20 protein-coding genes are annotated in these 25005 nt (G+C 55.7%); 13 read left to right on the forward strand and 7 right to left on the reverse strand.

Annotation, left to right across the window (positions count from 1 at the left end):
* The first annotated feature begins 10 nt into the window (after positions 1-10).
* The 6 genes from AVCG78_RS23155 to AVCG78_RS23180 are packed head-to-tail and all read left to right on the forward strand — an operon-like array spanning position 11 to position 5519.
* Positions 11-1318 carry an ABC transporter substrate-binding protein gene (locus tag AVCG78_RS23155; protein ID WP_081355363.1) on the forward strand — a complete coding sequence of 436 codons (1308 nt, stop codon included), beginning with the start codon at positions 11-13 and terminating at the stop codon, positions 1316-1318.
* Positions 1315-2379, forward strand: coding sequence for a FecCD family ABC transporter permease (locus AVCG78_RS23160; RefSeq protein ID WP_015918659.1), 1065 nt, complete (start codon positions 1315-1317; stop codon positions 2377-2379). The genes AVCG78_RS23155 and AVCG78_RS23160 overlap by 4 nt, the downstream gene beginning before the upstream one ends.
* The gene (locus tag AVCG78_RS23165; protein WP_071584826.1) at positions 2376-3161 is read left to right on the forward strand and encodes an ABC transporter ATP-binding protein; all 786 of its coding nucleotides are present in this window, start codon (positions 2376-2378) and stop codon (positions 3159-3161) included. The genes AVCG78_RS23160 and AVCG78_RS23165 overlap by 4 nt, the downstream gene beginning before the upstream one ends.
* Entirely contained in the window at positions 3158-4081 is a 924-nt protein-coding gene (locus tag AVCG78_RS23170) for a copper uptake system-associated protein (RefSeq protein ID WP_071203506.1), read from the forward strand. The genes AVCG78_RS23165 and AVCG78_RS23170 overlap by 4 nt, the downstream gene beginning before the upstream one ends.
* Positions 4078-4737 (forward strand): SCO family protein, encoded by a 660-nt coding sequence (locus tag AVCG78_RS23175; protein ID WP_071203505.1) that lies wholly within the window; start codon positions 4078-4080, stop codon positions 4735-4737. The genes AVCG78_RS23170 and AVCG78_RS23175 overlap by 4 nt, the downstream gene beginning before the upstream one ends.
* On the forward strand, positions 4734-5519 hold the full coding sequence (locus AVCG78_RS23180; protein WP_071203504.1) for a DJ-1/PfpI family protein: 786 nt from the start codon (positions 4734-4736) through the stop codon (positions 5517-5519). The genes AVCG78_RS23175 and AVCG78_RS23180 overlap by 4 nt, the downstream gene beginning before the upstream one ends.
* Before the next feature lie 333 nt (positions 5520-5852).
* On the opposite strand, the gene moaA is transcribed toward AVCG78_RS23180, so the two are convergent.
* The 4 genes from moaA to AVCG78_RS23200 form a co-directional block, all read right to left on the reverse strand.
* Entirely contained in the window at positions 5853-6878 is a 1026-nt protein-coding gene (gene moaA / locus AVCG78_RS23185) for a GTP 3',8-cyclase MoaA (RefSeq protein ID WP_071203503.1), read from the reverse strand.
* Positions 6872-8227, reverse strand: coding sequence for an FAD-dependent oxidoreductase (locus AVCG78_RS23190; RefSeq protein WP_071203502.1), 1356 nt, complete (start codon positions 8225-8227; stop codon positions 6872-6874). Before AVCG78_RS23190 ends, moaA begins: the two co-directional genes overlap by 7 nt.
* On the reverse strand, positions 8224-8529 hold the full coding sequence (locus AVCG78_RS23195) for a ferredoxin family protein (RefSeq protein ID WP_015918666.1): 306 nt from the start codon (positions 8527-8529) through the stop codon (positions 8224-8226). The genes AVCG78_RS23190 and AVCG78_RS23195 overlap by 4 nt, the downstream gene beginning before the upstream one ends.
* A 72-nt stretch (positions 8530-8601) precedes the next feature.
* Positions 8602-10728: a molybdopterin-containing oxidoreductase family protein gene (locus tag AVCG78_RS23200; protein WP_071584825.1), complete on the reverse strand. Its 2127-nt coding sequence runs from the start codon at positions 10726-10728 to the stop codon at positions 8602-8604.
* 185 nt (positions 10729-10913) lie between these two features.
* Between AVCG78_RS23200 and AVCG78_RS23205 the strand changes: the two genes are divergently transcribed.
* Both AVCG78_RS23205 and AVCG78_RS23210 read left to right on the forward strand, forming a co-directional pair.
* Positions 10914-11828 carry an AraC family transcriptional regulator gene (locus AVCG78_RS23205; protein ID WP_071203500.1) on the forward strand — a complete coding sequence of 305 codons (915 nt, stop codon included), beginning with the start codon at positions 10914-10916 and terminating at the stop codon, positions 11826-11828.
* Between the two features lie 560 nt (positions 11829-12388).
* Positions 12389-13318 (forward strand): helix-turn-helix domain-containing protein, encoded by a 930-nt coding sequence (locus AVCG78_RS23210; protein WP_234627234.1) that lies wholly within the window; start codon positions 12389-12391, stop codon positions 13316-13318.
* Positions 13319-13378: 60 nt separating this feature from the next.
* On the opposite strand, the gene AVCG78_RS23215 is transcribed toward AVCG78_RS23210, so the two are convergent.
* Positions 13379-14629 carry an acyl-CoA dehydrogenase family protein gene (locus AVCG78_RS23215; RefSeq protein WP_071203498.1) on the reverse strand — a complete coding sequence of 417 codons (1251 nt, stop codon included), beginning with the start codon at positions 14627-14629 and terminating at the stop codon, positions 13379-13381.
* A 334-nt stretch (positions 14630-14963) separates the two neighbouring features.
* On the opposite strand from AVCG78_RS23215, the gene AVCG78_RS23220 reads away from it, so the two are divergent.
* Both AVCG78_RS23220 and AVCG78_RS23225 read left to right on the forward strand, forming a co-directional pair.
* Complete coding sequence (locus AVCG78_RS23220; RefSeq protein ID WP_156582768.1) at positions 14964-15140, forward strand: hypothetical protein; 177 nt, start codon at positions 14964-14966, stop codon at positions 15138-15140.
* A 69-nt stretch (positions 15141-15209) separates the two neighbouring features.
* Entirely contained in the window at positions 15210-17177 is a 1968-nt protein-coding gene (locus AVCG78_RS23225; protein ID WP_071203497.1) for a putative bifunctional diguanylate cyclase/phosphodiesterase, read from the forward strand.
* 75 nt (positions 17178-17252) lie between these two features.
* Here AVCG78_RS23225 and AVCG78_RS23230 read toward each other — a convergent pair whose 3' ends face one another.
* Positions 17253-18980, reverse strand: coding sequence for a methyl-accepting chemotaxis protein (locus AVCG78_RS23230; RefSeq protein ID WP_015918672.1), 1728 nt, complete (start codon positions 18978-18980; stop codon positions 17253-17255).
* A gap of 489 nt (positions 18981-19469) precedes the next feature.
* Here AVCG78_RS23230 and AVCG78_RS23235 point away from each other — a divergent pair, with 489 nt between their 5' ends.
* Together AVCG78_RS23235 and AVCG78_RS23240 are read left to right on the forward strand one after the other, a co-directional pair.
* Positions 19470-20828: a hypothetical protein gene (locus AVCG78_RS23235; protein WP_015918673.1), complete on the forward strand. Its 1359-nt coding sequence runs from the start codon at positions 19470-19472 to the stop codon at positions 20826-20828.
* 45 nt (positions 20829-20873) lie between these two features.
* Complete coding sequence (locus AVCG78_RS23240; protein WP_015918674.1) at positions 20874-22463, forward strand: hypothetical protein; 1590 nt, start codon at positions 20874-20876, stop codon at positions 22461-22463.
* A 280-nt stretch (positions 22464-22743) separates the two neighbouring features.
* Here the strand turns inward: AVCG78_RS23240 and AVCG78_RS23245 are convergent, their stop codons facing one another.
* Positions 22744-22902 (reverse strand): hypothetical protein, encoded by a 159-nt coding sequence (locus AVCG78_RS23245; RefSeq protein WP_156582769.1) that lies wholly within the window; start codon positions 22900-22902, stop codon positions 22744-22746.
* A gap of 197 nt (positions 22903-23099) precedes the next feature.
* Here AVCG78_RS23245 and AVCG78_RS23250 point away from each other — a divergent pair, with 197 nt between their 5' ends.
* Complete coding sequence (locus tag AVCG78_RS23250) at positions 23100-24986, forward strand: sigma-54-dependent Fis family transcriptional regulator (protein ID WP_071203588.1); 1887 nt, start codon at positions 23100-23102, stop codon at positions 24984-24986.
* The last annotated feature ends 19 nt before the right edge of the window (positions 24987-25005 follow it).

Here is a 25005-nt window from a genome sequence, read left to right on the forward strand (position 1 = left end):
GACGGTTATCATGCTCGTCGTCTTGCTTCTTTTTTCGCTGACCGGCGCCGTGCTGCTGCTGCTGATGGTGATGGTGATGGTGATGGTGATCGCATTCGACCATCTCATCATCAGGCGCGTCAAGCCGCTTAAGCTCGCGCTGAACCGCCAGCCTTTCACCATTGTGGCTGGCGCAGGATCGCCCACCCGTCAAGATTTAACGCAAGGAAACATAATGAAAAAACTAGTCTTCTCAGCCTTTGTCGGCCTGATGGCCATGACAGCCAGTGCCTTCGCCGACATCACCGTTACCGATGTCAAGGGACGCACCGTCACGGTACCCAAGGTGCCGGAGCGTGTTGTCCTCAGCTTCTATTATGAGGATTATCTTGCCATCGCCGGACCCGGCGCGCTCGACAAAGTCGTGGCCCTCTCCCTCTCTCCCTGGAAGGATTGGCGGCCAAACCAGTTCGCGGCCTATGAAAAGGCGTTGCCAAAGCTTGCCTCCATCCCCGACATCGGTAGTACCGAGGACAATACATTTTCGATTGAGAAGGTGATTGCGGCCAAGCCCGACCTGCTCATTCTGGCGGCCTGGTCCTATGACGCGCTTGGCGAAGGCACCAAGCAGTTAGAGGCCGCCGGCATTCCGATCGTGACGCTCGACTACAATGCCCAGACGGTCGAGAAACATGTCGCATCCACCTTGGCACTCGGCAAGCTGATGGGGACGCAAGACCGCGCCGAAAAGCTCGCCAAAAACTACAAGGATGCGATGGCAGACGTTCAGGCCCGCATCCAGAAAGCCGGCCCGACGGAGAAAAAGGTCTATGTCGAACTGGCTCAGAAAGGGCCGGATGAAGTCGGGAACTCCTACGGCGATACGATGTGGGGCGCGCTGGTCGACAGGCTTGGCGGCCATAACATTGCCAAGGGACAGATCGGCAATTGGGGACCGCTAAGCCCGGAATATGTCCTGGCACAAAAGCCCGACCTGATTTTTCTGGGCGGGTCGGAGTGGCTGAACAAGCCGCAATCGGTGCAGGTCGGCTTTGGGGCTGATCCGGCCGTTACCCGCCAACGCATGAAGGCCTATCTCGGACGTCCGGGGTGGTCGGATCTGCCAGCCGTAAAAGAGGGTGGCGCGCATGCGATCTACCATGGCGGCGCACGCACGCTGTCCGACTATGTGTATGCGCAATATATCGCCAAACAGCTCTATCCGGATGCCTTCAAGAACGTCGATCCGGCAAAGAACATTGCTGATTATTATAATAATTGGCTGCCGATCAAGGCCGACGGTGTGTTTGTTCTCCCTTATGAAGCGAACGGACAATGACGACCTTTTCCGCAGAGATTGATGGGATGCGCGACGGCTATCGCCGCGCATCCGCTCGTCGGACTTTAGTCATGATCGGCGCCCTCATTTGCCTTGTTTTGCTGATGGTGCTCGATCTCACCACCGGTCCATCCGGCATGCCGCTTGCCGAAGTATGGCATGGGCTTCTCGCCGGGCCTGCCGGTGACGACCGCATGGTTGCAACGATCCTGTGGCAATTGCGCATGCCGCAAACTGTCATGGGCGTCCTGGTCGGCGCCTGCCTCGGCCTTGCCGGCCTGCAAATGCAGACGATCCTTGGCAATCCGCTGGCCAGCCCCTTCACACTCGGCTTTTCGGCAGCGGCAGGCTTTGGCGCGGCATTAGCGATCATGTTCGGCTCGCTCATCCCGCTGCCCGGTTTCATCGTCATCCCCGCCTGCGCCTTTGTGATGACCCTGGTGGCCTGTGCTCTGGTCTATCTGATCGCGCGGCTTCGTGGCGCGACACCGGAAATCCTCGTGCTTGGAGGCATTGCGGTGTTGTTCTTCTTCCAATCGCTCCAGTCCCTGCTTCAGTTTCTGGCGTCACCGGAAGTCTTGCAGCAGATTGTCTTCTGGCTATTCGGCAGCCTCTTGAAGTCAAGCTGGACGAGCGTCACAGTGAGTGCTGCGATTGCATGCGCCTGCCTTCCCTTCATTACCCGTAGCACCTGGGCCTTGACCACGTTGCGTCTCGGAGATGCCAATGCCCGAAGCCTCGGGCTATCGGTTGAGAAAATCCGTCGGAATACCTTCCTGATCGTGGCATTGTTGACAGCCGGAGCCGTCTCCTTCGTCGGAACCATCGGCTTTGTTGGGCTCATCGCACCGCATGTTGCCCGCGCACTCGTCGGAGAGGACCATCGGTTCTCCCTGCCGCTGGCAGCCCTAACGGGAGCCATCATTTTGATCGGCGCGTGCGTGTTCGGAAAATTCATCTCTCCGGCTGCCGTCATTCCGGTCGGCATCATCACGGCCATCGCAGGCGTACCGATGCTGTTTGTCGTCATCGCCAAACGCGGTCAGCGAGGCCTGACATGACGGCGCGGCTGGTCTTGAGAGACGTAAGCGTCCAACATGGGCGCACCACGATTGTTTCAGGTGTATCGACCTCTATTGCTGCTGGGCAGATCGTTGGCCTGATCGGCCCGAATGGTGCCGGCAAGTCCACCCTGCTGAACGCGATCGCCGGACAGTTGCCTGCGAAAGGCAAGGTTCTGTGGAACGGCAAGCCGGTCGGCGCCCGCGATATCGGTTTCATGCCGCAGCAATGCCAGGTGAGGGCTGACTTGTCCGTGCTCGAAGTCATCCTGCTCGGCCGTCATGAGCAGCTTGGCTGGCAGATTGCCAGTGACATGCTTGCGGCGGCGTCTCGGATATTGGCCTTCTTCGGGATCAGCGATCTCGCAACCCGCAGCATGCTGACCCTTTCCGGCGGTCAGCAACAATTGGTGCTGCTTGCACAACGCCTGCTGCGCGAACCGCAACTGTTGCTGCTCGATGAGGCGACCAGCGCTCTGGACGTCCGGCACCAGATGCATGTTCTCAAACGACTGAGGGATTACGTCGAGCGGACTGGCGCGCTGGTCGTGATCGCCGTTCATGATCTCAACCTGGCGGCCCGCCATAGCGACACGGTCATGCTTATGAACGGCGGTAGGCTCATAGGACACGGGGCTTTCGACACGGTGATTACGCCGGACATCCTGCGATCCGTCTATGGGATCGAAGCTGAGTTTATCCCGAGCCAGTCAGGAATCCCGGTCATTCTACCGCTTTCACCCACTTCAATTGAAACAAGTCCGATGGAGGAAACACCATGAAATCCCGAACCAGCAGATTTGCGACCATTGTGATTGCGACGCTCGTATTTGTCTCACCCGCCCTGGCCCACGAGTTCAAGGTCGGCGACATCGACATTGGTCATCCCTACGCCCGTGCCATGCTGCCGGGTGCCAAGGTCGGCGGCGGATATCTGAAGCTGACCAATGAAGGCGGCACAGACGACAGGCTGGTGAGCGCAACCTCGGACCGGGCCGGATCGATCCAGCTCCACGAGATGAAAATCGATGCTGGCGTCATGATCATGCGCGAGCTTCAGGGCGGCATTGTCATTCCCAAAGGCCAAACCATAGAGCTGAAGCCCGGCGGCTACCACGTGATGTTCATGAACGTGCAACAGCCGTTCAAGGAGGGTGAAACCGTCAAGGCAACCCTCACTTTCGAAAAGGCGGGATCGGTCGAGGTCGAATTCTCCGTTGGTTCACCGGCTGGTGGTGCGCCTGAAATGAAGCACGACGACCATGCAAAGCACGGCGACCACGCCGCAATGCAGATGCCGCCGCAATCTGCCGATCCTCAAGAAGCCATTCCGGCCAAGTTGAAAGCCGCGTTCGCGACGGCCGACAAGCCTCTCTCCGTCGACCCTGTCGTTGTGCAGGGGGACTGGGCCATCGCCGGCTGGACCCAAGAGGGTCGTGGTGGCCGTGCGCTGCTGAAGAACAAGGGCGATGTGTGGAGCATTCAACTGTGCAGCGGCGATGGCTTGAAGCAAGCCGATACCCTGAAGGCAATCGGCCTCTCAGAAAATGACGCAAGCGCCCTCTCCGCCAAGCTGGCGGACGCTGAAGCCCATGTCGACGCAAAGACACTGGTGCTGTTTGCAAGCTTTGAAGGCACGGTCATGGTCGAGGGCGCCGAGGATCACGGCGGGCACGACGCTCATAAGGATCATGGAAAATGACGCGCAGCCCACTGATAATTCTGGCACTCGCCGTAGCCGGGCTGTTCGTGACATCCTTGATCGGCGTCATGATCTGGGTTGCTTATGACAGCCCACGGCCGGGTCCGTTTCGCACACAGTTCGAGCTCACCGACGACCGGGGCAATCCGGTCGGCCCGTCAATTTTTCATGGTTCGCCAGCACTGATTTATTTTGGCTATACCCATTGCCCGGAAGTCTGCCCGACAACGCTCTATGAAGTGGCCGATTGGCTGAAGACGCTGGGACCTGAGGGCAAAGACCTGAAGGCCTATTTCTTCTCGATCGACCCGGAGCGCGACACGCCGGAGGTCATGCACGGCTATGTCACGGCCTTTACGGACCGCATTACCGGTATCACCGGGAAGCCGGAGGAAATGAAGAAGGTCGTCGATGGCTGGATGATCCATGCGAGCAAGCTGCCGAGCGAAGATGGCGACTATCACATGAGCCACACCGTCTCCTTGCTTCTCGTCGGCGCAGACGGTCGGCTGAAGGACATGATTCCCTACGGTCTCGACAAGCAACGGGCCATCACGAAAATCCGGGAGCTACTTTCGAACGGTCCTGGCGCAAAGACCGCCGAACAGCAGCTGAGCGACAGCCTCATTCTCCCTTCACCAGGACAACGATCATGAACCGTCGGGACTTCAATGTGCTTTTCACAGCAGCAGGCGCAGGCCTGCTGCTGAACAACGGCATCGCATCGGCTCAAACGCCACCCCCCTCACCGGATGGACCGGTTTTTGCCATGCTGGTCCACCCTAAGATGATCCTGCTGGATCTGCTCGGTCCGATGACCGTTTTCAACATCACCAGGGGAAAGATTCACCTGGTCTGGAAAGACCAGACGCCGGCATCGACGGATGTCGGTATTCCCGTCACAGCAACGACCACGTTCAAGAAATGCCCTCGAAACGTCGATGTCTTCTTCATTCCTGGTGGGCTTGTCGGCTCGACTGAACTGATGGAAGACGCGGAGACGCTTGCCTTTGTCAGGGAGATGGCAGCTGGCGCAAAATATGTGACCGCCGTCTGCACGGGATCACTGGTCCTCGGCGCGGCAGGTTTACTCAAGGGCAAGAGAGCAACAACGCTCTGGAACGTCCGCGACCTCCTGCCAACATTCGGTGCAATTCCCGTCAATGAGCGCGTGGTAGAGGACGGCAATCTCATCACAGGCGGCGGGACCACGGCAGGGATCGATTTTGGCCTCTCCGTGGTTGCCAGACTGCGCGGGGAAGACCTTGCAAAGCGCATCCAGCTCATCATTGAATATGATCCCAAGCCGCCTTTTGACGCTGGCAGTCCCGACAAGGCCGGTCCTGACATCGCCAATGCCTTCCTGAAAATCCGCAAGCCCGCCATGGATGACGCAAAGGCCGCAGCGCAGCGGGCTGCTCGAAAGCTGTCGCTGTGATCGAACGCCTCCTCCCGTTGGCTCCTGCATACACACTAAATCAGCACCGGAGATTTACCCCAATGACCCGTCCCGTAGATCTCTGATCTATTGAGATGAAATGAAGGTCGGATGGGGCACGATCGGCGCCAATGATGACCCCGCTCTCGCTTCCGGGTGAAGGACGCGCCTTGAATCGATCAAAGGTTTCAAATCACGACTAAACGTAGACCGGATCGGGACCGAATGGAAATACGGCTCATTTCAGAGTGAAAATCAACAGCACCAGCTTTCTTAAGGGCAAAGCGTATCCTCTTCCCCTTCAGGAGAGGCATTCGATACAGCAGACATGCATCAGCCACCGGTGGCGGACATATGCCGGCTGATCGTTATCGGGGCGTTGGTTCGGTCGATCGCAAAGTCGTGCCCACGCGATTTGTCCAGGATTGCCTGGTTGATCGCGGCAAACAGATCCTGATCATGTGGCGACCGGCGCATCACCGCTTTGAGATCAACCGCGTCTTCCTGCCCCAGGCAAGTGTGAAGCACACCGGCAGCAGTTACGCGAACACGGTTGCAGCCTTCGCAGAAATTATGTGTCAGCGGCGTGATGAAGCCGATTGTTCCGCCGGTTTCGGCAATGCGGGCATAGCGCGCCGGGCCGCCCGTCCGCAGGGAAATATCTGTCAGTGACCAGCGGGTTTCAATCGTCTTGCGCAATTCGTTGAGTGGAAGATACTGATCGACGCGATCGACACCGATATCTCCAAGCGGCATGGTCTCGATCAGAGAAAGCATCATGCCGCGGCCATGGGCAAACGCGATAAGATCGTGGATTTCCTCTTCGGTGCTGTCCCGGAGTGCTACCGAATTGATCTTGACCGCAAGCCCCGCTGCACGGGCCGCGTCGATGCCCTCAAGCACCGTGGTAAGCGAGCCACCCCGCGTCAAAGTGAAAAACCGCTCTGGCGCGAGTGTATCAAGCGAAACATTGAGGCGTCGAATACCCGCCTGCGCCAAGTCTTCAGCATAACGGGCAAGCTGAGTGCCGTTCGTCGTCAATGTCAGTTCTTTTAGCGGACCACCTTGCAAATTGCGTCCCAGCGAGCGGATTAAGTCGATGATACCCTTGCGAACGAGAGGTTCACCACCCGTGAGGCGGATCCGCGTGACGCCGGATCGGATGAAGGCAACCGCAAGACGTTCCAGCTCATCAATCGACAGCACATCACGCTTCGGCATGAATGTCATGTTTTCCGGCATGCAATACATGCAGCGTAGATCGCAACGATCGGTCACTGAAAGACGTAGATAAGTCACGCGGCGACCGAATCGGTCGATCAGACCACACGAAGGTAAGGCAGTCCCCGGGGTTAGCATGCTGTGCGCCTCTTTGTGACGACGGCAATCATCTGGTCGACAGACAAAAATTTTTCTCGGGGCTTTCCAGCAAGGCGGCCTTGCTCCAATTCCGCAGCATCGATAGCCTGCCACGACGCGAAATCGATGTGGACACCATGCTTACCGGCCAGCCTTGCGATCAAGGCATCGGCATCCGCGAGCACGCGATGACCATTGCTGGAAAGATCGGCAAGAACATGCTGCACGGTTTCGACTGCGCATGCCCTGTTGGTACCAATCGTGCCTTGTGGGCCGCGCTTGCTCCACCCACAAACATAGGTCGCTTGATGAGGGCCTCGTCCTGCTACATTGGCATGAACGCCCCTCGCCTCGTCATAGGCAACGCCCGGAACGGGCGCAGACCGTCTGCCGATGCTGGAAAATACGAGACCGCAGTCGATGGAAACCGGCATAGACCTATCGCCGGATAGGCTGGAGCCTCGGCTGAATACCATCCGCTCAACCCGATCTCTTCCCTCGATAGCGTGCGGCTGCAGATGGAACCGGAACACGCAACGCCGCTTCCGATCCGAGATCTGCGTCGAGAACGATGCCAGCATGCTGACAGCTGCCCTTTTCTCGGCGTCAATGCCATCAGGCAAAGCGGCGACATCCGGCACCGGATCGTCCGGATCAAGGACGGGGTCGCAGTCCGAGAGCATGCTGAACTCCTGCAATTCCTTGGCCGAAAAGCGCGTTTCGAGCAGGCCACGACGCCCGACGACCTGCACCTCGCGGATCTTGCTTTCGGCTAAGGCCTCCAGCGCATGGGCCGCGATGTCGCTATGACGCAACTCGTCGGTCGTCTTCAGCAGGATGCGGGCAATATCGAGAGCGACATTTCCATGTCCGACAATCACCGCACGCTCACCGGAGAGGTCGAAGCAGCAATCGCGATAGTCAGGGTGACCGTTATACCAGCCGACGAAATCGCTAGCCTGGTGGCTTCCCGGCAGGCTCTCGCCAGGAATACCCATCTTTCGACCTAACGCAGCACCCGTCGCAAGAATGACGGCATGATAGCAGTCAAACAGCGTGTCTATCGTCACGTCGATCCCCACGTCGATCCCGCCGACAAAGCGGAAGCCGGGCATGCTGGCAATACGATCGAATACGGCGGTCACCTGTTTCAATTTCGGATGATCCGGCGCCACGCCGAACCGCACCAGGCCATAGGGCACCGGCAGCCGCTCGAACATGTCGACTTGAATGTTGATCGGCGCTCTCAACAGAGCTTCGGCGGCGTAGAAGCCGCTTGGGCCTGCACCGACAATGGCGATGCGGAAAGGCGAAGCAGCCTTCGCTGCGGCGGCAATTGTAATGGTCATGATGTCAGAGCCTGCCGTCGCTCCTCAGCCCCTGGCAAGGGCGGCAGCCGACTGGCGACCACCGGCGTTTCTGCAGCGCGGCGACGATTGATTTCAATCCACTCTTGCTTGTCGGCTGGCAGGAGATAGGACGCATGAATGGCGCCGACGGGACAAACAGGCGCACAACCACCGCAATCGATACAGTTATCGGGATCGATATAGGTCATTTCCTCATCGATATGAAAACACTCGACGGGACATACAGTCACGCATTCCGTATAGCGGCATCCGGAGCATTGGTCGGTTACAACATAGGTCATGGTCAGCTTTCATCATATGTGGCAGACGATTTGGTGAACACGCCATCATCCGCCCGGAAAATCTTGAAGGAGTCAGGCCATTGCAACCTGGACCAGCGCATCGGAAAATGTCGGCGCCCGGCCGAGATCGGCATAGGCGGGCGGCGTCACGGCATGCACGGTCGCGCCCTTGCGGTTGGAGCGCTGCCAGTAGCCGGACGGAGCAACCACAACGCCACGCATGACATCGGGCGATAATGTCGCGAATGCCTCGAACATTCCGCGATCATTGAACACGCGGATCGGCGCTCCGGCGATGATACCGCGTTCGCTGGCGTCGTCAGGGTGCAGCAGCACCGCCTGCTCCTCGCCGGCCTGCGCAATCTGCGCCGGCAGATTCCCGTAATTCGAGTTGAGAAAGGCGTGGCTTTTCGGAGAAATCAGGCTGAGCGGATACTGCTGCGCCAGAACCGGATGGGTTGCGGGGCTCTCGTTGGGACGGATGTAATGCGGGAGCGGATCGACCGCTTCGCCCGATTGATCGCCACCGTAACCCTGCCTGAACAGCGGGGCGACGAAATTGCCGCCTTCGGCGAGGGTTGATTTGAATTCGCATTTGCCCGTAGGTGTCGGAAAATTTCCGTCACGATGCGGCGCCCATCGGTCGGCAGCCGGCATGTTCAATCGCATATATCCCGACTGTTTCAATTGATCGAGCGTGATCCCTTCAAGAACCGGGCTTGCCCAATCCATCGATGCTTCGATCATCTCGTCGTCCGAGCGGAAGAAGAAGGGATCGTCGATGCCCAGCGCGCCGGCAAGGCGCCGGAACAATTCCGTGTTTGAAACCGCCTCGCCGAGCGGTTCGATCGCTGGATTGTTGTAGGACAGATAGAGATGGCCCCAGGAGAACATGATGTCCTTCTGTTCCAGCTGCGTGGTCGCTGGCAAAAGGATATCAGCATATCTGGCGGTGTCGGTGATGAAATGCTCGCTGACAACGGTGAATAGATCTTCCCGCCCCAGCCCCTGTTCCAGCTTTTCCTGCTCGGTGACCATGGCCATGGGATTGGCATTGTATACGAACAAGGCACGGATCGGAGGGTCCAGTTCAAGAGCGCCCGTCAGCGCCTGGCCAAGGCGCCAGGAATTGATCACCCGCATCTTCTCAGGCTGGAGATCGGGACGCATCAGCCCGCCCCAGTTTACCGGGAAGGCCCAGATCGGCAATTGTAGAAGCCCTCCGCCGACATGTTTCCATGCACCAATCAACGCTGGCAGGCAGGCAATGGCACGAACCGTCTGGCCACCGCCAGCATGACGTTCCACCGCCACCCCGATCCGCACGACCGCCGCAGGCGTGGTCGCGTATTCGCGAGCCAGTTTCAGGATGTCATCAACGGGAATGCCGGTTTCCAAATAGGCGAATTCCGGTGTGTATTCCGCCACCCGCTCAACCAGTTCGTCATATCCCAGCGTGTGCTTGTCGACATAGTCCCGATCCACCAGATTTTCCGTGATGATGACGTGCATCATGGCCATGGCCAGTGCCCCATCCGTGCCGGGCCGGATCGGAATGTGCCAGTCGGCAAGCCGCGCAGTGCGGGTACGCACCGGATCGATCACCACAAGTTTAGCACCGTTCTTTCGGGCTTCCTCGATGAAGGGCCAATGATGCGAATTGGTACTGAGCGTGTTGCAGGCCCAGAGAATGATATATTTGGAATGAACGAAGCTCTCGGGATCGACACCCGGTGTATGCCCAATCGTCATCATATAGGCCGTGCATGAGCCTGAATCACAGAAGGTGCGCTCGCTCACCGAGGCGCCCAGCTTGTTGAACAGAGGATCGCCGACATTGAGGCCATTGAGAATACCCTGCGTGCCAAGATAGCTATAGGGCAATATCGCCTGGGCGCCATCGGACGCGATGATATCCTTCCAGCGGGTGGCGATCTCTTCGAGCGCGTCATTCCAAGAGATTCGAACGAACTGGCCGCTGCCTTTAGGGCCGACGCGCCGCATCGGGTAAAGCAGGCGCTTATCGCTATAGACCCGATCCTGGTAATTGTTGACCTTCACGCAGAGCCGGCCGCGGGTGAAGGGATGGTCTGGATTGCCCCGCACAGCAAGCGCCTTGCCGTCCTCGACGGTCGTCAGGATCGAGCAGGTATCAGGACAGTCATGCGGACATGCACCTACAACAACAGAACGGGCCATCGCTTTTACCTCGCTTACACGCTTCGAATGGCGGCATTCTGCTGTAAAATTCAGCCCTCGGCGTTATCCAAAACTGCTTTTTACTGTTCCATTCCTGCGAAAACCCCCTCCTTGGAGGCTGGCGCAAATCTTGCTTGTCTTTTGAGCCATATGTCGCGGCGCCAATCTGAAGGAGAGGCCAAGCCATGCTCGGACATTCCGTCGATAAATATGTGACCGGATCCATGCTGGAGACATCCAACGCCCACGGATGGACCAATCTGCTCGCCGAGCGCTGGAGCCATGCGCCGGGTGAACTGCCTTCGCTCGTGCCACGCGAAACCGAAATTGCCATCCTGCTACGCGGTCGATCCGTGGTGGATCGTATCGGCGGCGGCATGCGCCAATACACCCAGGCGAGACCCGGCACGATCTGGCTCTGTCCTGCAGGGATCGAGGAAGAGTTCATAAACGTCACCGAATCGATCGATGACTGTCTGCACATCTTTCTGTCCGGGCAGCCTTTCGACGAGACAATCCTGCGCGAACACGATATTGACCCGGCCCGCGTGGAACTGCGCTACGAGAGCATCGCCAGCGACCCGTTCATTGAATTCATAGCGACCGAGATCCTCAAGGAAATGGCGGAAGAGAGCCCTGCCGGGCGGTTGCTGATGGAAACCCTGGCCATTTCCCTGTCTGCCCATCTCATCAAGCGGTATTCCGCAACCGACCTTCGTCCAAAACAGCCTTCGGCACAGGATCGGCCGCTAGACCAGAAGCGCCTTTCGCGGGTCAAGGACTATGTAGACGCGCATCTGGAAAATGATTTCACGGTTGTCGACCTTGCCACGATTGCCTGCATGAGCGTGGCACACTTTGCCCGTAGTTTTAGGGCTGCAACCGGCAAGACTCCCCATAATTATGTGAGGGATTTGCGCCTCGAACTCGCAAAACAGCGCCTGACACGCGATGACAGTCATATCGCAGAGATCGCTTTTGCTGCGGGCTTCTCGTCACAGGCCAATTTCACAAAGGCCTTTCGGAGCGCTACCGGCCTCACTCCGGCGAAGTTCCGCGTTATGACAGCCCTTCGAACATCGCAACGGAACAAAAATTAGCCGCTCGTTCGTGAACGGGACAGATTCGCTTACAGGCTTTGGAATTGCTGACACCGCCAGCGAAACCAGACTTCATCGTTGAGCGACAATTCAGATTGTGGGGTAGATGTCCCGCACGTCTCTTCTCGTCGCCCCAAAGAGATGCACGAATAGAGGTATCGTTGGTCAGGGTTGATTGGACCGGAACCACCAACTGTAATCATGGTGTCAGGCAGTCCGGCGCTCGCCCGGACAGCATGAGCGACCCGATCCAATCGTTGAGAGTTCCAATTAATATACAGTCAGGGAATACACTCTCCGCAGCCTCACACAAAAGCCGGTGCCGCCCGTCTCGACAGCGCTATTGTTAAGGACGCGTAAGGGCACGGCAAGCAGCCAATGTCGCCCCTCGCGATTGACGGCACATGGCTTTTCCGTCTCAGTTGTCGTGACCTGTTTTTGCCGCCACAAAATATGTTTTGCTATCCCAAAAATCCGCTTCCAGATAAGCGAATTTGGCGCATTTCTTGCTTTTCTGTTGTCAGTTTGTGACGTCCCAACAAAGGCAGCACGATATGCATATGAGGTCTTTCGATCTGGGTGAGATCAGGACGGCAGAGCGCTTTAGCTACTGGAGGGACGTTCTGTGCAACGTCTATGTCGCGCTCGACCCAGAAACACCGTCCAAAAAGGACTTCCGAGGTGCTGTAACCGATCACCCGTTCGACGAAATCGGCATTTCGAATATCGCGTCGCTGAAACAGACCATTGCACGCACGACAAGCGGCATACGCCGCGACACGAATGCCTATTGTTTCCTCAATCTGCAAGTGGCCGGCACATGCCGCATCCGTCAGGGAAACCGCGATGCTATCACGATGCCCGGGGAGTTCACCATCGTCGATTCGTCCGAACCGTTTCTTCTCGACTATACGAGCGACACTTGGGAACAATATGCGTTCAAGATCCCGAAGCATATGTTTGATTCCCATGTCGGCCACGAATTCGTGGCGCGCACAGTCACGGACCGCACACCCATCGGCAAGGTCGTTGTCGATTTTCTGGCATCCATCGCCCGAAACCCCGAGAATCTGCGCCACAGCTCGATCAATATGACGAAGACAATCATCGACCTTGTTGCCATGTCGCTTCGAGCCTCGACGCCCGAGCGTGACGACGATCGCCGCCGGACCTTCAGGTCACCCCTTCGTCAGTCTGTTCTACGCTATGTCGAGCTTAACTTCGCAGACCCGGAGATCTCACCCGCCAAGGTCGCGGCTCATTTCGGAATATCGACCCGCTACCTGCACAAGCTGCTGGAAGAACACGGCGAGACCTTGGGGCAGATCATCCTGGCAAAGCGCCTCGATCGTTGCGCCTCCGAACTGCGTAAAGGGACATGCCTGACCATTTCGGAAGCAGCCTTCCGCTGGGGTTTCAACGACATGTCCTATTTCAGCAGAGCCTTCCGGCGACGTTTCGGCGTTGCCCCCCGCGATTACAGGCAATGACCGCAACAGAACCGCAGCTCTGCCGCTGTACGGCAAAGCTGCGCTAGGCTTGATTATCGTTCAGGCAAATGTCGCGTAAGGCGCCGTCAGAGAACTGTAGGAAGAACTCTTGATGATGCTGTGCAGATTGCGTCGGCGAGCTCCCATGTTGCCGCCGTCATAAAGCGGGAAGCACATCGCATCGTTCATCAGTTCTGCGAGCGGATGCATATCAGTATAACTGTCTACGCCAACAACCCGCATGGCATCGTAGACGACGTCGACGCATGTTTCCGAGCAGAAGACCTTTGTCATCACTGCCAGTTCATGCTCCGCCCCTTTGGACTGGTCGTATTGATGGCACGCCTTCCACGTCATGTAACGGCAGGCCTCTATCTTCATCTTCATGTCGGCAAGCATATAGCCGACCGTCGGATATTCAATGATTGGATGTGGCCCGGAGCGGGAGTCAGCACGCGCATATTGCAGGGCATAGTCGTAGGCGGCACGCATGACACCAACACAGGCCGCACCGATCAGCGCGGCGGTCCAGGCGAAATTCGTGGAAACGATTTTGATTCCGTCGCCCGGCTCACCCAGGATGTTGTTTACCGGCACACGTACGTTCTCAAAGGTCATCCGCGGAGAAATCGTTGCCCGGTGGCCGACCGTATCGAGGAGCCCCGCAACCCGAACGCCGGGCGTGTTGCCCGGAACCATGATGACCGCAAGTGATTCCTCGGCGTTCCGGGTCAGATCGGTTCTGCAAACGACGGCATAAAGGTGGCAATTATTGCCGTCCCAGCCGGTACCATTGGTGGTGTAATGCTTTTCGCCGTTGATCACCCACTCATCACCTTCCAGGGTAGCGGAGGTCTTAACACCGAAACGGGGATCGGGAGAATCGAAATTGGCGCCACCCGTAACCTCCGTGAACGCCAACGCTCCCAGCCGCGTTCCATCCTCGGCAAAATCCGTCAGCAATCGCTTTTTCTGCTCTTTGGTTCCGAACATCGCAACCGGCTTGATGCAAAGGCCGCTGCCCAAAAGTGCAGATGGAATGTTAACATCGACTGACGTTAGCTCTTCCGCCGCAAGTGCAAAATCAAGGGTGGGAATATCTGAGCCGCCCGCTTCCTTGGGAAGGAGAGCGTTGACAAAGCCAGCATGAACGCCCTGTTCAAAGAATGGCTTGATTGCATAGAAGCGTTCATCTGGTCGAGAATATTGGGCGATTGTCTTGCGAACGCCCTTCAGGACTGTGTTGGCAAAGGCACGCGCGCCATCGCGAAGGGCAATCTGGTCCGCATTCAGGTTGAAATCTATACTCATCGAATTTCCCCTTTTGGTTTGTTTTTTGATGGACGCTGGCAGCGAGAACCTTCGCCTCCGCACACGTCCATCGAAACCATATTTCCTCCTCAGCCCGGAATCTTGTCTGTCAGCGCCCTAAGGCTTGCACCTGAAGGAACAGTACCCAGGGTGCGAGTTCCGTCATTTCGAAACCGGCTGGAGCAATTGCAGGGATGATTGGCGCAAAGCAGTCGTGGATATCCATAATGAAATCATTACCCCGCCTTCCAAGACAGCAGTTCAAAGCAAGGAACTTCGACAGTCAGACCTGACGCAAATGGCGGCGTCCACACGCTCAACCGGATGACTGCGCGTGGCCATCAAGAGTTCACCTGCGGTGCATGGAAAATCCAAAGGGTTGGGCTATCTCGACTGGAATCTGATCGCTGTAACACAGCCGACTCCGCGCTTGTTGATCTCACATGGACAGATTACAGATTTCATGGCTGACCAATTTATCAGCGCCGCAGAAGATTCTTTTTTTGATTGAACTTCGTTATGATTATATAAGTAATATGTAATTATAACGGCTGGCTGAACCATAATCCTGGATTAAACGATGCCGGTTTTCAAATTCTCTAAACTCGTTCGTGAATTGCTGACTGTCCGATCTGATAATCCCGATTTGCTAAAAGCCCAATATCGCGCTTTCTCCAGCCAAATGCCGATGATGTATTTCATCTTGCTGTCCAGCAGCTGGGCGTTGGCCATCACGCATTTTCAGTCCTCGCCCTTGTATCTTACCGTCGGCATGCCGCTTCTGTTTACGTGTCTAGGCGGCCTACGAATGGTATTCTGGTTGCGAAACCGCAGTGTTGAGCCGACAGCTGAAATGGCCCACGCCGCAATGACCTGCGCAAATCGTCTTGCCATTGTCATTGCAATCACATTTGCGGTTTGGTGTTACATGTTGTTACCTTATGGAGATGAATACGAGCGATCTTACGTCTCTTTCTACATGGCAATTACCGTAATGTCTTGCATATTCTGCTTGATGTATCTGCGATCTGCGGCAGTAATTGTTACTATAATCGTCAGCGTGTCATTTATAATATTTTTCATTTCACTTGAAAAAATTATTTGTATAGCCGTTGCGGTCAATATCATATTGGTTTGCGCAGGAATTATATCGGTTTTGCTCACGAATTACCGCAATTTCGAGCAGATGGTCCTATCACAACATAGGGCAGAAGCGTTGAGCAACGAAAATTTACGACTGGCCCACGTCGATAGCCTAACCGAGCTACCAAACCGACGAGCGTTTTTTTCGTATCTTGAATTCGAACTGACGAAAGCGAGTACCGTTGGTTCCAGGGTCGCCCTTGGCCTTATCGACCTCGACGGGTTCAAACCGATTAACGACCTTTACGGCCATTCGACAGGTGATCGGCTTTTGGTTGAAGTGGGAAAACGTCTGTTGGATCTTCCTGAGGGCCACAAAATCTTCCGGCTGGGCGGTGATGAATTTGCGGTGATTGCGACGAATTCTCTAGACGATGAACAGTTCTTAAGCGCCGCGAATGCACTGATTGAGCGGCTTCATCACCCTTTCCATATGGCGGAGGCCACCGTTCAGATTTCTGCATCAATGGGCATTGCAATCTATCCGGATCTCACATTGACGCCAGATAGATTGCTTGATCAGGCTGACTACGCCCTCTATCACGCAAAGAATACTCGACGTGGGAGTGCGGTATTGTTTAACGCGTGCCATGAAAGACAAATCAATATTAACGCCAGCATCGAACAAACACTCAAGCAAGCTGACATATCGCATGAAATGTCCGTCGTCTATCAGCCCATCATTGATATCAGACAGGGAAAGCCCGTTGGCTTCGAGGCGCTGGCCCGTTGGGAAAGCCCAACATTAGGCTGTGTATCGCCCACCGAGTTTTTTCCTATTGCGGAGCGAGCCGGGATCGTCGGTCTTTTAACGAGACCACTTCTTAGAAAGGCACTTGATGCCGCAAGCCAATGGGATAGGGACCTCCGGCTATCGTTCAATCTTTCTGCTTACGATCTTAACTTGAGCGAAAGTGCAACGCTCTTGATTGATATCATCGAGAATGGGAAATTTGACGCAGGTCGTATTGATTTTGAAATTACCGAAACAGCATTCACACATGACTTCACACAGGTTAAGCGGTCCATTGAAATGCTGCGGTCACGTGGCTGCGGAATTTCTCTTGACGATTTTGGCATTGGTTACTCGAGCCTCACACGACTGCACTCTCTTCCACTCACCAAGATCAAGATTGATCGCAGCTTTGTCGTAGGTCTGGACAAGACACCTGCAAGTTATAAAATTGTTAAGTCCGTACTCGCTCTCAGCCAAGATATGGGATTGGAGTGTGTTGTTGAAGGTATAGAAACACACGACGAATTGGCGGCTCTACAGAAACTCGGCGGAATCCTCGTTCAAGGTTATATCTGTTCTCCGCCACTCCGAGAGTCAGACGTGGCGGAGTTCATTGCGCGAACGGCAGATACCAGTGCTTTTCAGGCGTCCGGCGTGTTCAATTTTTGATCCACGAGCGTTGATACTTGGACCATTCTGACGCCGCTGACTGAGCGTTAATACAGGTCATAAATAGTCTGTCGGTCAGGCCGCCGAGCGATTGCTTTCCCGCCTGTCGTTGTCACGCATTGCAGCGGAACTTCCCGGCTCGCGGATGGCACTGCGCCTGTTGAGCTGGAAGCGGTTTGCCAGTTCGCTCAGTTTAGCCGCGCCACTGGAAAGTGCTTCGCTGATGGCATTCATGCCGCTGACCATTCCCGCGTTCTGTTGTGTCATCTGGTCTAAGGCGTTGACCGCAGTGCTGATTTCCGTGAGGCTAGTGGATTGCTCCGACGCTGCCGTGGAAATGGCTTCAATATTAACATCGATAGATTGCACGAAGGACTCGATCCGGTTCAGCGCACTGCCGGTTTCCCCGACCAGACGTACACCGTCCTTCACTTCATTGGTCGATTTAGCGATCAATTCCGAAATTTCCTTGGCGGCCTTGGCGGAGCGCTGAGCCAACTCACGGACCTCCTGGGCCACGACCGCAAAGCCCTTGCCACTTTCACCAGCGCGGGCTGCTTCGACGCCTGCATTCAGGGCTAAAAGGTTGGTCTGGAAGGCAATTTCATCGATAACAGTAATGATATTACTGATTTCCTTCGAAGCGCCCTCGATGCGGCTCATGGCGGCGACGGTGAAGTTAACGACCTTTACAGACTCGGTTGCAGCCTGACGAGCGTCGCGCACCAAGTTTCGAGTATCTTTGGAACGCGCACTGGATTCTCTCACCGTCGCGGTTATTTCTTCCAATGCCGCAGAAGTCTGCTCCAGTGCGGCAGCCTGTTGCTCCGAGCGTTTTGCCAGGCTGGTCGATCCCTTGAGCATATCATGACTATTGGCGGAAACCGCCGCCGTTTCCGCCAGCACCTGCGCCAGGGTTTCCTGGAATTTGCCAATGGACATGTTGAAGTCTTTACGCAAGTGCTCGAAGGTTGGAATGAACGGCTCATCAATCGTCATTCGGATATTGCAGTCGGACAAGCGCTCAAGACCGGCACCAATCGCAGCAATGGCGTTGACGCGGCCGGTGACATCGATCGCGAATTTCACAACCTTGACGACCTTTCCCTTTTCATCTGTGATGGGGTTATAAGTGGCCTGAATATAGACTTTCTTGCCACCTTTCCCGATCCGCAAGAACTCGTCGCTCTGGAACTCATCTGCTCCAAGCTTACGCCAGAACTCTTTGTAATCGGGGGACGCGATGTAAGCTTGTTCACAAAACATCGAATGATTTTTGCCAATGATCTCGCTGAGGTCGTAGTTCATCGCCTTGCAGAAATTCTCGTTGGCAGTCAAAATCTGGCCAGTCGGTGTGAACTCGATAACGGCCTGAGAACGCAACAACGCTTCCATCTTGCCGTCGCCATCCATAGCTTTGTTTGTGGACGCCGTAATGTCCGTGGCAATTTTTACAATTTTGTAAGGCTTACCCCCGCGAAAAACCGGATTGTAAGAGGCTTCGATCCAGATGGGATCGCCCGACTTGGTGAACCGCTTATATTGGCGCTGGTCGAACTGGCCGGAAACAAGTTTTGCCCAGAAATCGGCATAGGCTTTAGTCTTCACCTCTTCAGGATCGAGAAAGATCCGATGGTGTTTGCCAATGATATCTGATTTTGCATATCCGAGCGTCTTGCAGAAATTGTCATTCGCATCAAGAATATTGCCTTGGATGTCGAATTCAATGACGCCTTGAGACCGATTTATGGCATCGAAAATAGCTTTGATGTCGCTTCCGAATACAATTGACAACAATCCCATAGCGCCGTCTCCTATTGATAGCGGAACATTATAATATTTATTATTTAGGAATAATAAATATTATAAAATAAATACCAAAAGATCGTTTTTTTATTTTTGCGCTTTGTAAATTATATTGAAAATGCAAATCTGCACTCAATCCAGCATCATTCCGGCGATATCTGCTCGTGCCAAGGCGGTCCTAAATTGAAAGGGCGCGGCTGGATTGCCGCCTGATCCTGCCAGACGATGCCTGGTTCAAGCGCCAGGATTAACTGGGCATCACCGTCCATAGACCTCAAAGTCCTCATTGGGGACGACAAAGAAATTTTCGTGGTGCTACTCTATAAGTTCGGCGAAAGGCAGGTAACAATCTTCGATCGAACCCCCATCCGTTAATACACCTGGACAAGTTACAAAATACACGTAAAACACGTGTCAGGTTGCATATTTACAATCCAAGACTCTTGGCTTTACATCGGTCTGACATCACCGAGCTGGGGAGCCACAATGAAAACTGTTCTTTTCTGTTTAGCCCTTTTTCTTTTGCCTATTTCATCTGCGTTTGCCGACTGTCCCGCCCCAATTGACAACAGCTTTGCAGCGGCGGCCAATGCCAAGTTCGACTGCTCCAGTAGCCTGCCCCTGAAAGGTCACGAAACAGACCGCAAGTTCCAGGTTCATTATGATTTTCCAAAGACCTTGCCCGATACCAGCAAGCTGCCATGGCTGACGATCGATCCCTTCAAGAATCCCGCTGACTATATGCAGGCCGTCTTGAATTACGTCACCAAGGTGAACGCTCGCCCTGAGATTGATTGGCGCATCCAGGATAATAAGGTCGAGGAATGGTGCGATGCGCCATGGTTCTTCATGCTGAGGGAGCCACTGCACGGTATGACCACCGAACGGTGGTCTCGTCCGAAGGAGCTTCACGCGCTCCAAACAGATTGGGAGCGTACTTTCGCTGTCGGGATCTACAACGATGTGGCCTGCTACGGTTTTGGGCAGATCTGGGCCGATCCGGCCTTTCCCAAAACCCTTGACTTTGCATTCGCGGACGGTGCCGTGGCGGCCAAAATGCTGTTCACGTCAGCAAAGCCTTCCAGCGTTCCTTATCTTGCAGGGTCAAAGGAGTGGGACGTTGCCGGAGAAAAAGACGGCAGCACCATGACGATGCGGCTTCTGCAATTTGATCTGTCGATTAAGGACAAACGTTCGCCCAACGGCTGGTTCTTCGGGACATTCGTCTATAATGCCATGCAGCCCGGTGATACGCCGTATCAGCGCCTGGTTCCGGTCGGCCTGATCTGGGGAAGCGACCCTGCGTTGAATGCAAAAGCATATCTGGAACAAGCCATGTCGCCGACCGAAAGCTGGGTCAATCCTGCCGTCGCCACGATGTTTTATCCCCTCCCGAGACAGCATCTCGGCCTTTTCGGGCGCGCCAATGGCCCCGTCGACAACCCAATGTCCGCCTGCATTACATGTCATCAACGCGCGCTTGACTGGGGGACAGCGGTCTTGCCTGACAGCCCTGAAGCGGCGCAAGCGGCGGAACTGTTACCAGATGTTCCCACTGATCCATACAACGATTCAGCCGTCGCCGCCTATTTCAGAAACATTGGGTCCAATTCACCCGTGCCGGACACGCAGTCGCTTGATTATGTTTTGCAGGTTTCAAAAGGAATTTCTGCCTTCCGCAATTGGGTGAAGACCGATTTTCCTGATCATGCCGCCTCCACCTCGGATGTCCCGCCCTACCCCTTCAAACCCGGCAACACAATCACCGTGACGCCTGTTGACATTACTGCTCCTGGCGCTGAAAAACTTGAACTCGATCCAACCGGCAAGCTTTTCCTTCGCTGATATGATATGATACTTTAAATATATTCCGTCTCCAGGGGGCTGCACATGTTGTCATTAAACATCTTTGGCCGCTTTCTGATTGTCGACTCTCATGGGTGCGACCGCAGCCCGAGAGGATCGAAGGCGCGCGGGATAGTGGCGTTACTTGCCATGTCACAAGGCTACTCCCGCAACCGGACTTGGTTGCAGGATAAGCTGTGGAGCGATCGAGATTCCAAGAGGGGGTCGGACAGCCTTCGCCAAACGCTCGTCGACATACGACGGGCGTTTGGCCCCTATCAAACGATATTGAAAGCGGATCGGGAAAAGGTAGCACTTGATCCAACCCGCTTTTCGATAAAATACCGGCTCATGCCCGCCTCGAATGACTGGAATAATGAGCAGGACGCATTTGCCGACCTCGACATTCGTGACCCTGAGTTTGAAGACTGGATCCGGAACTTACGAGCCTCTCTTGCGGACAAGGCGCGGATCAGTCCGCCCCATGCCCTACGCAGTCATACCGCCCCCAAACCCGCAATTTTTTTCCAATTCCTATCCGACAACCAGCCTTCGAGTGAATTGACGTCAAGTCGACTGATGACACTGACAACGACGTCGCTCCGCGATTTAGACGATTTTGAAATCTTTCCCCGTCACGCTGCCATCGGCGGCACTCTCCCTCCCTTGCCTGTCAAGGGCCTCACTGTCGCAGTGCGGACCGTAACTTTAGGTCGAGACAGCCATGTGGCTATTGCCCTCAGCCATGCAGGGACTGGACAGCTCTATTGGTCGCGAACCACTCAAATATCGGCATCACACACAGAGTTGCTGCATCACGAATCCGGGATTCTTGTCCAAGCCATTCTTTCAACTTTGCGCGAGCGGAAGGATCAGCTTGGAATCTCACATTCGGGAGCCATGCTCGCCAATCATGCGCGGGCCTTGATCTTCCGATTTGATCGGCAAAGTTTAAGAGATGCAGACGTCAATCTGCGCTATGCCTATGATCGCGATCCGCGCCCGCAATATCTGGCATGGCGGGCATTCCTGCGCAACATGGCACAGTTCCAGCATTGCAGCAGCGCATTCCTGGACGACAAGATCACATCGACGGAACTGGTACAGGAAGCGCTGCGCGAGGACGCTGGTAGCGCCAGCATCCTGGGCATCGGGGCCCATCTCGAATATCTTGGAGGCGGTTCAAGCCGTGGTTCACTGCGGCTTGCTGAACGCGCTGTCAGCCTTGACCCGCTGAACGCAGTCAACCTGGCGATTTTATCCAATACGGAACTGGTTCTCGACAAGCTTAGAGATAGTCAAGGATCGGCTTTAAGCGCACTTGCATTAACAGGTGGAGGCGAACACAGGGCCTTTGTCGAATTCTTTTGCTGTATGTCCGCCGCCGCGTTGGGCGAATATGCAACGGCCATAGGTCACGCAGAAGCAGCGCTTATTCTGCGTCCCGCATTTCGAGCGCCCCTCAGGTATTTGATTGCACTTTACAAGCAGGCAGGCATGATCGAGCAAATGGATCGAGCCGTCTCCCGGTTGCAACAATTCGAGCCTGACTTCCTGCCTGCACGCTTTCTCGACAGCGATTATCCGGTCACAACCATGCGACGGATTCGGTTGATTGACGCCATCGCCAGTTAGTTATCCAAGCGCTTCAAACTCACGGACGATTCACGCTGGACTCACGATAGCAGACTATCGTCGCGTTATAGAAACACGTAGGAACAACTATGAGCAATAACCGTATGGTTGTCGACCATCTGAAGGCTGCATTGCTTGCGACAAACGCAGACAAGACGTTTCTTGCCTACCTCATTCAAATGGCGCTGATTGAGTGCGCGACCGCTCCGCAGGTTTTTGGTTCAACGCCGACTATGAATGAGTGTCGCGGGTCGACCCCTATGATCAGTCCCGTAAGGCCTTAATTTACTGAATAAAAATGCAGCCTGGATGGGGCAAGATCGGCGCCGGTCATGCCCCATCCTGTAAAAAATTTTTCATTTAAAATCAGGTGTTTACTGTCTTTTCTAGCAGCTTCAATCTTCGGCGCGGTTGCACAGGCCTTCAAAAACGGCTCCACATGGAGCCACCTAGGCCCAGCTTAAAGACAGTTGCCAGCCTGCCATTGTTAGCCATTTGTTTGCCGAGGAAGCAACCTGCCCGACAATCGCTACGCGTGACCGACAAGATGTCTCGAAGCATTAGGCGCTTCTGGCAATTGGGGCTATGATCTCCTTAAAGATCACGGGAGGCGGCTTTTCGAGAGCCGGTGATTTCATGGGTTTTGCCGATCACGTCAAGGAAATCGAGCGCGTCGGGCAGGGAAGCAATACGGGCCGCGACGCTATTGTCGTGGAATCCTGGCGGCGATGCCTGGAGACTTACCAGCTCGATCCGGCGCAAGCGCGTGAGGCGGTCATCGTCTCGCAAACACGCCTGCGCGAACATCGCCAGCAGGCGGAGGACCTCGTACACATCGCACGCTCTGGGCTGGAGCGGCTCTACCGGCAGGTTGCCGAGCAGAATTATGTTCTTCTCCTCTCCGACCGGCAGGGCGTAACCGTCGAATTTCTCGGTGATCCCTCCTTCAACAACAACTTGCGAAAGGCCGGGCTCTATCTCGGCTCGGAATGGTCCGAGCCCCGCGCTGGCACGTGCGCTGTTGGCGCCTGCCTGGCCACCGGCGAGGCTCTGACGATCCATCAGACCGACCATTTTGACATCACCCATACACCACTCTCCTGCACCGCTGCACCGATCTATGACACGCAAGGCGCGTTGGCAGCGGTCCTCGATATTTCGCTGCTGAGTTCACCCATCTTAAAGACGAGCCAGAATATGGCACGTCATCTTGTCTCCTCGACCGTGCGGCGCATCGAGCTCGCCAATCTCATGGCGAACAGTCGACACGACCTAGTGCTGCGCTTTGCTGGCGCGCCGGAATTTCTCGATGTTGATCCGGAAGCGGCGATTTCGGTCGATGGCGGGGGCCGCATCACCGGCATGACGCATGGCGGCGCGCGGCTTCTCGCTGCCTCGCGTGGAATCGACTGGCGACAGCCCGAGCTTGTGCTTGGCCAGCCGGTCGCGGATTTTTTCGAGGCAGGCTTGGACGAGCTCGCTTCGCTGACCCGCGCCAGCCTGCCGCAAGACCGGCGGATTGCCGTGCGCGATGGGTCGGTCCTCTTTGCCCATGCGATCGAGCCGCAACAGCGCGTGGCCGGGGCGCCGCTCGTCCGAGCTCTTCGGTCGCCGCCAGCCATGAACCTGCTCGGCGGCAGTGTCGACATCATGGACAGCCTTCGCCGCAAGATCGCCAAGCTCGCACCGAGCGCACTGCCGATCCTGCTTCAGGGCGAGACCGGAACCGGCAAGGAATATCTGGCACGCATCATCCACGAGGTGAGCGGGTTGTCAGGCCGTTTCGTTGCGGTCAATTGCGCAGCGATCCCTGAACAGCTGATCGAAAGCGAATTGTTCGGCTATGTGTCAGGCGCCTTCACCGGCGCCCTTGTCAAGGGACGAAAGGGCTTGGTCGAGGAAGCGGCGGGCGGAACCCTGTTCCTCGACGAAATCGGCGACATGCCATACGCCGCGCAAAGCAGGTTGCTCAGGGTTCTGGCCGAGGGTGAGGTGTTGCCGGTCGGCGGTTCGGTGGCGCACAAGGTGGAGTTTCGCGTCGTGTCTGCGTCGCATCGGTCTTTGGCCGACATGGTCGCAACCGGCGCATTCCGGCAAGACCTCTATTACAGGCTGAATGCCGCCGTACTATCCCTTCCACGGCTTTGTGAGCGCGGCGACTTGCCATGGCTGCTCGACAAATTGCTCGAAAAACATGCTCCGGTGAACCGATCGCTCAGGCTTTCAAACACTGCCCGCCTTTTGATCCTCAATCATCGCTGGCCAGGCAATATCCGCGAGCTGGACAATGCGATCGCCTTCGCCGCAGCCCTGTGCGACGATGGACTGATTGAGGTAACGGACCTTCCAGAACACCTGGCCGGTAACGTGCATGTCCCTGGCGATGGCGGCCCTGAAGCCGAACTTCGCGCTATTCTCGCTGCTTGCCATGGCAATATTTCCGAGGCGGCGCGCCGCCTCGGTATTGATCGCACCACAATGCATCGCCGTATGCGCAGGTTCGGCATAGACAGGCCGCATTGAGCATCCGGACTGTGGCATA

It is taken from the genome of Gillisella vitis, assembly GCF_021559775.1.
In the GTDB taxonomy this organism is placed as follows: domain Bacteria; phylum Pseudomonadota; class Alphaproteobacteria; order Rhizobiales; family Rhizobiaceae; genus Allorhizobium; species Allorhizobium ampelinum.